9 protein-coding genes are annotated in these 13,992 nt (G+C 29.6%); 3 read left to right on the forward strand and 6 right to left on the reverse strand.

The annotated features are described in order from the left end of the window. Positions 1 to 34 precede the first annotated feature (34 nt). From AC3E9U_RS09590 to AC3E9U_RS09600, 3 genes are all read left to right on the forward strand, one after another. Complete coding sequence (locus AC3E9U_RS09590; RefSeq protein WP_488746698.1) at positions 35 to 1,369, forward strand: DUF3987 domain-containing protein; 1,335 nt, start codon at positions 35 to 37, stop codon at positions 1,367 to 1,369. 110 nt (positions 1,370 to 1,479) lie between these two features. Continuing rightward, positions 1,480 to 2,343, forward strand: a complete 864-nt coding sequence (locus AC3E9U_RS09595) for an AAA family ATPase (protein WP_488746699.1) — start codon at positions 1,480 to 1,482, stop codon at positions 2,341 to 2,343. After that, on the forward strand, positions 2,324 to 3,355 hold the full coding sequence (locus tag AC3E9U_RS09600; RefSeq protein WP_488746700.1) for a DUF3871 family protein: 1,032 nt from the start codon (positions 2,324 to 2,326) through the stop codon (positions 3,353 to 3,355). The genes AC3E9U_RS09595 and AC3E9U_RS09600 overlap by 20 nt, the downstream gene beginning before the upstream one ends. 28 nt (positions 3,356 to 3,383) lie before the next feature. On the opposite strand, the gene AC3E9U_RS09605 is transcribed toward AC3E9U_RS09600, so the two are convergent. From AC3E9U_RS09605 to AC3E9U_RS09630, 6 genes are all read right to left on the reverse strand, one after another. Then, positions 3,384 to 5,363: a DUF262 domain-containing protein gene (locus AC3E9U_RS09605; RefSeq protein ID WP_488746701.1), complete on the reverse strand. Its 1,980-nt coding sequence runs from the start codon at positions 5,361 to 5,363 to the stop codon at positions 3,384 to 3,386. 12 nt (positions 5,364 to 5,375) lie between these two features. Then, on the reverse strand, positions 5,376 to 7,049 hold the full coding sequence (locus AC3E9U_RS09610) for a DUF262 domain-containing protein (RefSeq protein ID WP_488746702.1): 1,674 nt from the start codon (positions 7,047 to 7,049) through the stop codon (positions 5,376 to 5,378). 190 nt (positions 7,050 to 7,239) lie between these two features. Then, the gene (locus AC3E9U_RS09615; protein WP_488746703.1) at positions 7,240 to 8,178 is read right to left on the reverse strand and encodes a toll/interleukin-1 receptor domain-containing protein; all 939 of its coding nucleotides are present in this window, start codon (positions 8,176 to 8,178) and stop codon (positions 7,240 to 7,242) included. A 12-nt stretch (positions 8,179 to 8,190) separates the two neighbouring features. After that, positions 8,191 to 9,981 (reverse strand): AAA family ATPase, encoded by a 1,791-nt coding sequence (locus tag AC3E9U_RS09620; RefSeq protein ID WP_488746704.1) that lies wholly within the window; start codon positions 9,979 to 9,981, stop codon positions 8,191 to 8,193. An 86-nt stretch (positions 9,982 to 10,067) separates the two neighbouring features. Beyond that, positions 10,068 to 10,334 (reverse strand): hypothetical protein, encoded by a 267-nt coding sequence (locus tag AC3E9U_RS09625; protein WP_488746705.1) that lies wholly within the window; start codon positions 10,332 to 10,334, stop codon positions 10,068 to 10,070. Positions 10,335 to 10,357: 23 nt separating this feature from the next. Next, a complete protein-coding gene (locus AC3E9U_RS09630; protein WP_488746706.1) occupies positions 10,358 to 13,657 on the reverse strand; it encodes a DEAD/DEAH box helicase in 3,300 nt (1,099 codons plus the stop codon). Between the last annotated feature and the right edge of the window lie 335 nt (positions 13,658 to 13,992).

Here is a 13,992-nt window from a genome sequence, read left to right on the forward strand (position 1 = left end):
ATAGTCCATTTTCATAACATTAATAATTGTAAATATGGAAGAAGTAAATCCAAATTTCGAAAATGCAGATTTTGTAGATTCGACATCTTCTGCTTTTGTAAGTTTAAATAAAATTATACCAGCTAGTGTATACGATAACTTACCAGAATCATTAAAAGAAATTACAAATCCTTTTTCTGGGAGAGAAAAGGACGTAGTTTTTTTATCCTCTTTAGGAGTTATAAGCGCGTGTTTACCAAATGTTTTTGGAGTTTATGATGGAAGAAGATATGCACCTAATTTGTATACCTTTATGATTGCTCCTCCTGCATCAGGGAAAGGGGTTATGAATTGGTCTAAAAAATTGATAGATCCTATTCACGATTTGTTGGTTAGGGGGAGCTCTTCAAACAGTATCGAATTACTAATTTATGAATCGAGTGACAATCGAGGTACTTCGCAAAAAATTAAAATCCTTCCAGGAAATGTAAGCTCTTCAAAATGTTATGCTCATCTTCAGGATTCAAATGAAGCACTTCTTATTTTTGAAAGTGAAGCTGATTCTTTATCGAATATGCTAAAACAGGATTGGGGCAATTTTTCTGATATCCTTAGAAAATGTTTTCATCATGAAACAGTTTCAATTAGTAGACAAAGTGATGGCAGGTATTTTCAGATTAAAAAGCCAGAATTATCGATTGTTTTGTCAGGTACTCCTGATCAGTTAAAACCACTCATTGATAGCAAAGATAATGGGTTGTTGAGTCGTTTTGTGTTTTATTATTTTGAAGGTGATTATAAGTGGAAAGATGTTTCCCCTAGGGCTCATAGAGTAAATTATGATCAATTATTTGAAGAGAAGGCTGAAGACATTAAATGGCTGTATTTGAGGCTTAAAAATTGTGAAGAAATAGAGGTTCTGTTGACAGATTCGCAATGGGCAATTTTTCAACTGATGATGGAAGAAATTGCTAATGTTATTATTGATAGTCCCAAAAGAGATTTTTTGCCAACAATTATGCGATTTGGTGTAATTTTTTTTAGGATATGCATGATTTTAACTTGTCTAAGAAATATGGATGTAATTACAGATTCAAAGCAAAAGCTTATTGCTATTGATTTGGACGTAAATACAGCTTTACAGATAGTCAAAATTTTAATTGATCATTCATTGTTGGTTAGTAGTTTTTATGAAAAAAATGCAGTGAAAATGACAATAACAGAAAGAAATTTGTTTTCTCAGTTACCTCAAATTTTCAAAAGGGGAGCTGGATTGGAACTGGCTACACAATTAGGGATACCAGAAAGAACTTTTGATGAACTTTTGAAGAAATGGTTAAAGCAAAATGTGTTGGATAAAATAAACTATGGGGAGTATCAAAAGAAATAAAGGTAATTGAAATTGCAGAGATTGCAAATTCTGCAAAAGTTGCAGAAAAGGAAAAAGGCAGGTGTTAACTCATCTGCCTTTTTTATTGGAAATTTTTAAATACTAAAATTATGCAGTTAAGACATTCAGAAAGAAAAAAAGCCAAGATAAAAATGGCTTTACAAGCTCCTGCTGGAGCAGGGAAAACCTATTCAAGTTTATTGTTAGCTCATGGGCTTACAAATGGAGATTTTTCTAAAGTAGCAGTAATTGATACAGAGAATGGAAGTGCTGACCTATATGCTCACTTAGGGCAATACAACGTACTTACATTAACACCTCCCTTTACTCCTGAAAACTACATTAAAGCTATTGGTGTGTGTGAAAAAGCAGGGATGGAAGTAATAATTATTGATTCTATTTCTCACTGTTGGGATTATCTTCTAGACTATCACTCGAGTTTAGCTGGAAATTCATTTACCAATTGGGCTAAAATAACCCCAATGCAGAAAGCTTTTGTAGATAGAATTCTTCAAGTAGATGCTCATGTTATCGCAACTATGCGAACTAAACAGGATTATGTGCTGAACCAAAAAGATGGGAAATTCATTCCTGAAAAAGTGGGGCTGAAAGCAGTGCAAAAAGATGGTTTGGATTATGAGTTTACCATTGTGTTTGATGTAGATATTAAGCATTTCGCAGTTTCTTCTAAAGATAGAACAGGCTTGTTTATGGGTAAACCTGAATTCATTATTAATTCTGCTACAGGCAGAAAGATTTTGGAATGGTGTAATTCTGGAACTAATCTGCAAGATGCACGTGAGAAAATTAAAGCTACTACAACAATAGAAGAATTAAAAGGACTTTACGAGCATTATAGTAATTGGAGAGAATTGTTGGAATATGATTTTAAACTTCAGAAGGACACTATCAATTCTAAGGAAATTTTGTTGAACCCTAAAAATTTTAGCACCAATGGAACTACAACTCATTGAAAGAAAACCTGATTTACAATTAATGCCAGTAAATCAAAATAGTGCACAAGATTCTGTATTGGTAGAAGATATTGTGAAATCTAAACCTGTTTACATTCCAAAACCATTTATAGAAGCTAATACTGCTGAGGTGGATTTACTTCATTTAAAGAATGATTGCATTATACCTGTTTTTAGCAAGGATAATGAAAAAACTATAGCTCACCAAGAATTTATAGATATAGTCTTGGATTGTGCTTTAAAAGTGTTTAATCATCATATTATTGATGCTCCTGAAATCAGAGTGAGCCATCAGATTAAAGGTAGAACTCCTAATGCAATTTACAAGAATGTAAAAGACTTATTGGAACATGAGAAAACCATTTACTACGAAAGAATGGCTTTTATTATTAGGATTCCAAGTATTAAAGATACCATTAATGGAAATGAAATTGCGCTCACAATAGGTGGAGTAAGAGCATACAATCAGGAGAATTTATATAATAAGAAGTCATTTGAAAAATTCAAGTTCTTTATAGGTTTTCAAAACAAAGTGTGCTGTAATCTTTGTGTAAGTTCAGATGGATTTGTTGAAGAAATGCGTGTTGGGAGCATTCAGGAATTACAGTCCCAGATTTTAAATGTAATGCAGAATTACAATGCAGAAAAGCATATCCATGATATGAAGCTTCTAACCCAATATAATCTTACTGAACATCAGTTTGCACAACTATTAGGTAAGTCCAGATTGTACCATTATTTACCTAAAAAAGATAAAGCTGAAATTCCAGTTTTGCAATTCAATGATGGGCATTTAAACTCTATAGCAAGAGATTATTATTTGGATAGTAGCTTCTGTAGAAATGTAAATGGAGATATAAACTTGTGGAATGTTTTTAACTTGTTCACACAAGCTAATAAATCCAGTTATATTGACACTTTCCTTGATAGGAATTTGAATGCATTTGAGTTTTCGAATACATTGCTTAAAGCGCTAAATGGTGATAATGATTACCATTGGTTCTTGAGTTGAGAAACAGCCTCTTATGAGGCTGTTTTATTTATTCAACAATATAGCAGCCACTTAAATCTCTAGGTCTTTTGCTTATTAATAAATAGCACATGTCATTATAGTTTGGAATAGCGATGTAGTTAGATTTACTTTCAGAATCTAAAAGATTCGACTCTTTAATTAGTCTGAACTGCCATTTAGGCATAGCGTCTGGCTGAATGAAATTGTCAATAATCGATTTCAAATCTCTATTTAAAAGTTCTATAATTAATTTTTTTAAGTAAATTTTTGAATCTGTATAATAAATGTAAAATTCAAGCTCTCTGAAATTCTCTATTAGGCATCTTTTGGTAGCATTTCCTACATTCCAATATGACCACCAATAATCATAAAATCTGTATGAGCCATTATTTTCGATAGTTAGTAAAGCTCTTCTAATATCGTTAGAGATATTGTCTGAAACTTCGTCATTAAAATGTTTCTCTATAATTTGTTGGACTTTGATAAAATTCTTTAAATCAAAATTATTTATATCATATTTGTAATCTACGCAGTCAAAAGCAAATTCAATTCTTCCTTTGAAAAGAGTGTTGTCCTCCATCTTGAAAATGGCTTCTTTGTAATCCTCATTGAAGAGGATTAATTTAGATTTAGATTTTTCTTCCTCTATTTGTTCTTTAGCAAAAGCAGAATTTAACTTTTCTATAGTTGAAAAATACTCATAAATGTCATCACAGCCTTTTGAAATTTCTGAGATTAAGTTGATTACACCATCAAAAGTTTCAGGACTTCTAATGATATCAGGACGTTTACCACCTTTAACCACATTTCCTCTTGAAACAATGTTTCTTATAACTCTCATCCATTCATTAAATTTTTCCTCATTGAATTCTGGGTTATTAATTAAGTATTCAGTTTGAGCAAAAAACAACACTTTTTGAGTGTACGATATGTTTTTATCTTCATAGACAATTTCTGATAAAATTGTCTTTTCAGGCTTATGTCTCCAAAGAGGAATAACTAAATCTAATTCGATAGATTCATCTAAATTAGTGTAGATTTCAAAACACTTGAACAAATATTTATAACTGTCTTCTGTTATTAGTTCAGGTCTTGTAATGTTGTGATTGTCATGTATTTGAGATATGTTTTGATATCTTAATGGTGCTTTTTCTATAGATTGTCTAATCATTAAGACTGTTGATATGAATCTCATTAAAGCATCATCAATGCTATTATCTCTTTTGAAATTTGACCAGAAAAAATCTGTCCAACTAGTGTCAATTTTGTAAGCAAAAGTATCTAGTTGACTATATCCAGTCTCCCATTTATTGTCATTAATTTTTTTTTCAAAACCAGCTTTGAAATTTTCGAAAGGAGATAATAATTTCCCTCTGGCATTCATTTTTATATACAAGTCGTCTGTTAGTCCAATATCTTCAAGTTCTACATAATAGAAGGAGATGAGTTTCTTTTGTACTAATTTTTCCCAGAGATTATTAGTCCCAAAAAACTTAATATGAATATCATCAATTGTTCTTAACATAGCATCAATTGTGGGATCATTTTTCCAAGAAAGAAAGAACCATTTTGAATCTTGAATCTTAGAACTTATTTTTTCTCCTTCAATAATATCTATGTGGTTTGAAATAAGAGAACTACAGAATTCTCTTGAAGTTATTCTCGTTTCATAACTAAATTTGTTTAAAATTTCTTTTTCATTATGAGGGATGTCACATCTGTTTGAAGCATACCAATGAAGCAGAAAAAGGGTTGTTAACCTTTGTTGCCCATCTAATGGTTGAAAATCACGATCTACCTTGCTACCATAGATGAAATCTAATTTAATTGAAATTTCTTTTTCAATCCCTTCATGTAAAGTGTTCAAAAAGTTATTTCGAAGTTCTTGTTTATCTTCTCTGCCTTGGGCATAATCTCTTTGAATTATTGGGACTTCAACTTTAGTTTCTTGATTTAATAGCTCGTAAAAAGAAATTATTTTGCTTTTATGTTGTGGAATTTCTAACATCTTTTATTTAATTTAAGAAATGTATTCGCTTAGGATATTGTATAAATCTTTTTCATAGTTTTCTCTATCATCTTCAGTCCAGAAAGAAATTTTTGGAGGATATTCACTGAAGTATTTTAGAAATACATTTTTTGTACAAATTGGGATAAATATTCCCATTTTGTCCCTATTGATGATAATATTTCTTTTAATGGGAAATACAGCATTTTTATATCCTCTATTTGTTTCTGAATCTAGTAATGTTAAGTTGGAAATATCATTTACATCATGATCTTTTAGGTTACTGTTAAAATGAGCAATCATATCTTCGAAAAGAGATTTGAATGAGTCATCATTATTGAAATCTTTGAAATTCTCAGCGTTTTTCTTTAATACTCCCTTTTTGTCAATAGAAGGGTCAATAAAAATTCTTGCCTCATCCAGCCACTGTTCTCTGTTTTTTTCAGGCATATTTGATTTTATAGATGTAATATGCTCAATATCCCATTTTTCATTTTTAAAGGAATCAAATGGGAAATACGAATTGTCTTTATTGGATTTTAGAATGGTTATTATATTATATAATAGAAGAGTTTTTCTAACATCATCTTTATCATCATATTGCAAGTCTTGTAAATCTATACCTTTAACACTTTGTTTGATAAGTCGATTTAACAGTTCTTTGAACTCAGTTTTAGTCATCTCATTTGACTTGTTGTACAAATCTTTAATTGTTATTAAGTCAACACAAAGAAGGTATCCTATCTTATGGTATAATTCTCTTTCGTCATACCATTCATTAAACCTTTGAAATCTCTTTTTTATTTCAAGCCAATTTGTGTTTATATCATGGCTTGATTTATTCTGGAATTTTTTTTGAAAATATCTAAAAGTAGAGTATTTATCATCCTTATCGTATTCATTATTCATTAAGTCAAAGATGAATTCAATTCTATTTGTTGATTTTTTATTCCCAGTAAGAAAATACCAAAATCTATCTCTTTGCAATGATTGTTCAATAAAATCCCACTCAGTTGCAATTTCTAACTGTCTTAATTTTAACTTCTCAGTATTGCTTCCAAAATTTGAACTATTTAAAAATAATGCTTTTATTAATTCAGAATTAGTGAGAGGTATCTTGCCTATATTGATCCTTGTAAATATCGCTACAGAATCATCTTCATTACTTTCATACCAAATGATTTTAGTATTGAACTTGAAGTTAGATTCAAATTCATTTCTGTTAAAAGAATTTCCTTTTTCTTTAAACCATTCTTTTACAGTTTTATATGCTTCAGATATGTAGAAATAATCAATGTTGTTGTGATTTTTATTGTTTTCAAGTTCTAATAAAAAAGTTCTAGAATCATGCCTTGTTTCATAATTTAAATCGAACAATTTTTGTCTAAAATCTACTGCATAGTATTGATTCAAGAAATATAAGACTATATAAATAGATGTAAGTCTTTGTTGTCCATCAATAACTTCGAATTCATTATCTTTTACTTTTTTAATGACTATTGGTTGGAGACAATACCAAGTTTTTTTATTTGTGTTTTCAATTTCTTTAGGTGTGAAGTCTGAAATGTCATTTAGTAAATCCCTAATTTGATTTGGAGTCCATCTATATCCTCTTTGATATGAAGGGATTAGGAAGTCGAAAGTCTGTAGGTCATTTACTGTTTTTAGCTCTAAAGTATTGTTCATATAAGTGTATTGTAATTCAAATGTTATAGAATTTAGTATTTTTTACTTTTTAGTCTTAGTAGTTTAAATCAGTAAGTTTAATTCTACTAATTTATTAAATTAAAACTTAATATAGATTCGTTTAGTTGAAAGAAAATAATCGTATCACAATTATTTAATCTTCGCTTGTTTTAAAATCAGTGGTGATTTTTTAAATAATTCCAAACCAAGGTTTAGGAAAGAATACCCATCTGTTTTCTATATAACAAAAAACACTATAAGAGAAACCTGCATCAGATAGTTCATTTTTTAAAAAATCTACTTTGTAGAACATAATGTCATAATTATAAGCTCCCTTTTCAGCAGCCATTCCTATTCCACCAGCAAATTTGTTATTACCATGTATTATTTCTGTTGTACTATTAGTTCTATACTTAAATGTCTTATATTTTGGGTAGAAAGGATCAATATGGTTGTTTGAAAGGCCTTCAAATTCCATACAATATCGTTGAAACATTTTTAAATAGTATTCTTTTGAAAAAACAGCTTTACAATCTAAAAGAGTTGGGTGGGCTTTTAAAAGTAAATTGTTGACACTAATATTTTCTTTTATAAATTGACTGAAGTATTCATCTGGTGATGGAGTTATAAGGTGTAAATTATGTCTTTTATATTCTTCTATTTGACTTAAGAAATCTCCTTTATATTTATTCCATCTCGTTACAGATTTTTCTATTTTATATTTTAAAGTGAGTTCCTCAAATAATTGATCTAAAGAAGAGCCATCACTTATTTTCGCAGCTTGTTTTACGTTGTAAACAGTACCAATAGAGTCAAAGTTAATATTTGGCAGTAGAAAGGGCTTTACTTCAATATTGTTTAATGCCCATGAAGCCCCCATTTCATTTAGGCAGATGTCACTTTTTTTATAATTATTTGAAATCAGAAGGAATGAGAAATCAGAGTTTATAAGTTCTCTAATAATATGATTTCTAAAATCATTACCTGTTTTAATACCTAAGCCTTCAATGGATGTGCAAAATATATCATTCTCGTGAATGCCACATCCTGAAATTAATATGTTTTCGACAAAAGAGTTTACTATTAGCTTGTCTTGAGATGAATGACTTATAAAGATTTTCTTCCTCATTAATTGTTGTGATTATTCGTGTTTAAATTTGGTTTCAATTTCATTGTTGAAAAAGCTATCGTATTTGGAATTGTTTAAATTAAAAACTATTAGATTTTGCCTAGCTCTTGTTAATCCTGTATAAATGATTTCAGCGTTGGTTATCTCTTTCTCATTTTCTTCTTCATTTATAAATAGAAAAAGTGTGTTTATTTCCCAACCTTTGAAGCTGTGAACTGTAGATAGCTTTACAGTTCCTGTTTTCATCCAAAAGTGATTTTTTCTTATTTTCCTTATTTTTTCCAGATCGTCATGATTCCCATTAAGGGATTCATATTCTTCTTGACTTTCAAATGAAGTTGTTGTTTTTTCATGCTTTATTGTCCTTATTAAAAAGTCTAAATCTCTTAGAATTTCTACTTTAGAACATAAAACTCCCACATCTGAAGAATGAATTTGATTTTTTTCCAAAATTTCATACATCTTATGGAAGATATTTTCTTTGGAGTAAGTTCTGAAGTAATGATATTCAATAGTTCTGCTTTCAAAATCTAATTGAGAGATGAAGTTTATCTCATCAACTGCATATTTTAAACCAAAAACTTTTTTTTGAAATTTGGTAGCTATATTTCCAATAGTTCCTGAGAATCTGTATGAAGTATTTAAAGTTTTATTCCATACTCCAGGTATTGTTCTTACTATTGGTTCGTTGTTTTCATCTAACTCTCTGTTGTAGATGTTCTGTTTTTCATCTCCAAAAACAACAAATTCTGTTTCTGAATGCATGAAGTAATTTGCGATTATGTCAATCCAAGGTTGCATGTAATCTTGAATCTCATCTATTAAGATGACATCAAATTTTTCAATATTGGTTTTTACACTTTCAAAGAAAAGTGTGTTTTGCCAATCGCTTATGCTTTTTGCTTCTAGATTATAGTTGTTTGCTTGAGATTTGAAAAATTGATGATAATTTGTAATGTAAAAATTACTCCAATTAAATTCCTCTCTAACGTCATTAATTCTATCTTTAATATAGTTCTTTAAAGAGATATTATAAGTTAAGATTAAAACCCTTCCCATGGTCCTTTTATGGGCATTAACAGCCCTTTTTGCCAAAACAAGAGTTTTGCCACTGCCAGCAGCTCCTTTTACTTTTCTTCTAGGTCTAATTTCACTTCGAGTAAGTTCTTGTTGCTCTTTCGAGTATATGATTTCAATGCCTTCTTCAATCAAATGTATTGGTGGTTTTAAGTATCTTTTGAAACTACTATAAAGACTCTTGTCAAAAAGGTATGAAGTTCGATTAAGCCAAAATTTATCCAGTATACTATTTAGATTTCGAGTATTTAATGAATTATTACCTAATAGGCTAAATTTGTTTATAAACTTTCTATAGTTTTCATATTTATCTTCAGAGAAGTTACTCAGTAGAAAACTTTTAATGCTTTCTTCAGTTGCATTGTGAAAGTAGACTGCGCAGTTTACTATAGCCCAATGCTTTTTGTTTTTAATACTTTTTTCAAATAATTCTTCTGAATGTAGATTGAATAAATTTGACTTGTAGTTTTCGACTTGAGTAAGAGGAGATTTAATAGGTACTTCGTTTTTTATGAGTTTCCAATTAGTTCTTTCATCAATGTAATAATGCTGAAGATTCCAATCTTTAACTTCTATTATTAAGATACCACTTCCTTCTCTCATAATTACAAGATCTGGACTGTCACCATTTAAATATGGTTGAAAAAAAATCTCGTAAGTATCATCCAAATTGTCAATTAAAAAATTAAGTAAAGCCCATTCTCCTTCAGTAGGCTGAACTTTCATTTTTTTTATTGTGTCAAGTGAAGGATATAGTATAGGCATGATTTTCTATTAAAGTTTAAACTTTACCTTTTGTTGTGTTTTGGGATTTATATAGTACGATAGTTAATTTTAGGATTAATTTTTTGAACATCTAAAATTCTCTCACTAACATTTTCCTTGTTGTCGTTTAGATATTCTTCAAGATTATGTATTTGTAAAACTTTTATTTTGATGGGTTCGTTTTCATGATTAACTTCTAAATGCTCTGAAACAATACAATGTATGTATTCTTCAATTGCTAGATTGTCGTGTTTAAAATTGTAAGTGTAGGTTTCTAATTGGCCTCGTTTGAAGAATAAGTCTGATTGTTTCATTGTAAATAGCTTATAAAGGGTTGTTACTCATTTATGATTATCTTAAAATTATTTCCAGTATTTTTTAAAAGCATTTCTGTTGCTCCAAATAATTTTAGTTGTTCATTTGAAACTTTTGCTTTTGAAACTCCAGGCTGAACAATATGAATGTTGAAAATGATCTTGCTAAAACCAGATTGAATCATGTTTTTTACAGTTTGCAACTCTTCAACTCCACCTTTTTCATATCTGCTTGGTTTTCCATTGCTTAGTCTTTGACTTTCTCGTAGTCTCATATGTTGAATTAAATTAGCTACTTTATGCCTCCAATGAAAACTTCTTTGAGCCTGACCACAAACTTCATAAAGATCTTTTAGTCTAGAGCCAGGATTGTCTTCAGATGAATATTTGCAATGGAATAAATCCACTACAAATTTGCCATAATTGTCTTCAAAGTATTTTATAGCTATTATGTCACTTACTTCATCTTTGTCGTCATCGTCATATATTATTTTATATTCATCATCTTTTTTTAATTCTTGAAGCATTATGTATTGAATAGAGTCTTCTCTTTTTGTTTGCTTGTTTTTATCGTATTGAGATTCTTTCCTTAAATCTGTATTAAATGATGCCCAATTTTTTGTTTCTATTTTAGAAGTGTCAAATGCCTTTATCTCATGTTTGAATTCAAAATAAATATCATTGTACATTTTTGAGGAATCTGAAAATCTGATAATAGGAGGGTATTTGTTGAAGAAATCTTCAATTGGCATATCCTCATTTTTGCCATAAGTAAAGGTTAAATCAGTACCTGAAATTTTAGAATAACTATATCCTCTAGAATTTTTATTTGAATCTAATGTCAGTTGATATTCAGATGAAACCCTATTACTTTTAATTGTAAATGGAATTTTATCTTTTGTTATTTTATCGAAATTTAAATTTATTTTGAATTCGTAAAAGGAAATACCATTTATGAAAAATTCAGTTTCTCTGTAGTATATGTCGTCATTCCAAATGATAGAAATTGGCTTGTTGGTTTTAGGTAATTCATGAATTCTTTCAGGTTTAGCTATAAAATTGAATATATTTTTTACATCAATGTCTTTGTTATTCAATTTCTCACCTATGATGTCACACCAGTCACAAAATTCTGGAATTGTTTTAATCATTCTTGACCAAACTCTACCTTTAGATGAACAACCAATAGTTACTCTTTCACCTTGATTAAATCCTTTTCCAAAAAGATTAGCACTGGATTTAGTTTGTTTAGTAATGTCATCCAAAGCTTCACCAACATTTCTTCCAAATAATTGAGTATAGCTAATAGCTTCTTCAGAAATTGGTTTTACACCTAGATTGAATAATTCTAATTGTTCGACTTCATGGAGTGATTTATAGATGTCAGACTCGTTAATTAAATAAATATCGTCTCCAACAACAAGTTTTGCCAATCCTTCATAAAGAGACCCATTATTAGTGCTATTGATAAAAAGTAATTTCTGTTCTCTATTGAAATAAATGATGTGTAAATCGTAGACATTGTTTATCAAGTCATCAATGATGCCCCATCTAACAGAAGAGTTGTTTTTACCAATTATTACCAATAAATCTTTTTCTTGATGAACAGCATGTACTGATTGATTGTTCTTTTTCTCAAAGAAGGTTTTATGCTTTTCAGGATTCCAAACAGGATCATAAGCATTGACTTTGTAAACAACAGTACTTAATGCAGGTGTGATATTTCTCAATGGAATTTGATATGGAATTCCTTCTTCATCAAATTTTTGGAAAAATTCTTCTTCTTTATTTAAGTCTTTTAAAATACCTTCATTTGAGATTTTTAAAATTTTATTCCAATCAGCATCTTTCGCATATAGCTTTCTAAGTAAAGTGTCTTTTAAGTCTTTGTCTCCAATGTTAGCTATTATTGTTGCATCACCAACTTTTTTCGATGAGCTTCTTGTAAATCTTCCAAAAAATTGAATTGAAGTAGTTATATTTTTATGAATTTCATGTAAAGCGCATATTTTTAAGGTAGGTAAATCATAGCCTTCACCTAACATATCAACACAAACAATAATTCTACAGTTATCATCATTTTTAATTTTGTCTAGGGCTTCTTTTTTATCAGTATTGCTTAATTCACTGTGAACTAAAAGAGGGTTGAATTCTGTAAACGCACTATATATTTTGTAAACTTCTTTTGCTCTTTTAATCTTTTCTACTCTCACCATCATTTTATGATCATAACCCAACTCGAGGTCTTTTTTAAGCTGCTCAATTGCCTTTTGAGCTATTGTAGTATCTACTTTTAGTTCATTAAATTCTATTATTGGTATAAAATTAATGTTCATAAAGGATCCATCTTTTTGAGCAAGGGATAAAGGATAGTTGTAAATTGTTTTGCCTTTTAACCTCTTTTTGTCATTTCTAAATGGGGTTGCAGTAAATTTTAAAACAGGTTTTTTTTGACTGATAAATTTAGTAGCTATTCTATCCCATGTATTAGCTTCGCAATGATGTGCTTCGTCAATTATTAAAAGATTTGAATTTGATACAATAGTTTCAAATATTCCAATTCCATTCTTGCTACATTGGTTTAATATAGCTGTAGTTGCAACAATCACATTACATTTGTTGTAGAAATCATTTGCTTCTTCTTTAGTTTTGAAGGAGTTCTTGATTGTTCCTACTATTGGATTAAGATTATTGTTAACAATGTTAAATTCTGGGTCTTTTAGTATTCCAAGAGTGATGAATTTTTTTGAGATTTGGTTTCTTAATGAATCAGAAGGAACAATAACAAGTGTTTTATCACACTTATTTGCAATTAATAGTGATAACATTGTTTCTGTTTTTCCTGTTCCAGTTGGCATAACCACAATTGCAGGATCTTTGGATATACTCCAATGTGCTAAAATGGAATGCAATGCTCCAACCTGGGGAGGTCTTAGTCCTTTTTCTATTGGTTTTTTATCGTTATCAAGAACTTCTTGTTTAAATTTAAAATTATTTACCCAAGTGTCTGCTATTTGTTCTGTTTTTGGAAAATTAAATGAGGTGCATTGTTTTTTTGCTTTTTGAATAAATGGAATGATATCACCATTTAACTTTTTTGTGTCAACATAAAATATTCCATTATACGCTTTAGATGAATATGATTGTTTGAATGAAAAAAAATATTTTTCACTTTCACTAATTGTAAATGAGTATCCATTATCTGATTCCCTTGAAATAATTCCTTTTTTTACTCCTAAGTCATAGCTAATAAAATTGTCGCTTTGTTTTACTTCAGCTAGTAGAGCTATCTCTATTGTTTCTTCAAATAAATCCATATTCATTAACTTTTGGTTTTGAGATTTATAGCAATGTAGGAGTAAAGCTTGAGGCTGCTTTATTGCTTTACCAAAGTAGGAAATATTTTATAGCTCTGCAAGCTGAGTTATTAACATAAGTGTATCAATTTCTATATTAAAAAAATTGAAAAATTTTTTTTGAGGTCAGTTTGCATGTTTAACCTTCCCCTACAAAGTACCCCCACCCATTTTGGCAGAGGAAGTCCCCCTGCACCTAATTTATTTGAGAATATTTTTTGTGACTGATTTAATTCTTCAAGTTGATAGCTGAAGCTTTATCAGGACAGTTGTGTTTTCATGTTAGGATTTATCAACTCAAA

Source organism: Flavobacterium sp. 21.1 (assembly GCF_057801535.1).

Excerpts from the sequence above, each read along its gene's own strand:
- AC3E9U_RS09590 (WP_488746698.1), top strand. The coding sequence starts at position 35 with ATGGAAGAAGTAAATCCAAATTTCGAAAATGCAGATTTTGTAGATTCG.
- AC3E9U_RS09595 (WP_488746699.1), top strand. The coding sequence starts at position 1,480 with ATGCAGTTAAGACATTCAGAAAGAAAAAAAGCCAAGATAAAAATGGCT.
- AC3E9U_RS09600 (WP_488746700.1), top strand. The coding sequence starts at position 2,324 with ATGGAACTACAACTCATTGAAAGAAAACCTGATTTACAATTAATGCCA.
- AC3E9U_RS09605 (WP_488746701.1), bottom strand. The coding sequence starts at position 5,363 with ATGTTAGAAATTCCACAACATAAAAGCAAAATAATTTCTTTTTACGAG.
- AC3E9U_RS09610 (WP_488746702.1), bottom strand. The coding sequence starts at position 7,049 with ATGAACAATACTTTAGAGCTAAAAACAGTAAATGACCTACAGACTTTC.
- AC3E9U_RS09615 (WP_488746703.1), bottom strand. The coding sequence starts at position 8,178 with ATGAGGAAGAAAATCTTTATAAGTCATTCATCTCAAGACAAGCTAATA.
- AC3E9U_RS09620 (WP_488746704.1), bottom strand. The coding sequence starts at position 9,981 with ATGAAAGTTCAGCCTACTGAAGGAGAATGGGCTTTACTTAATTTTTTA.
- AC3E9U_RS09625 (WP_488746705.1), bottom strand. The coding sequence starts at position 10,334 with ATGAAACAATCAGACTTATTCTTCAAACGAGGCCAATTAGAAACCTAC.
- AC3E9U_RS09630 (WP_488746706.1), bottom strand. The coding sequence starts at position 13,657 with ATGAATATGGATTTATTTGAAGAAACAATAGAGATAGCTCTACTAGCT.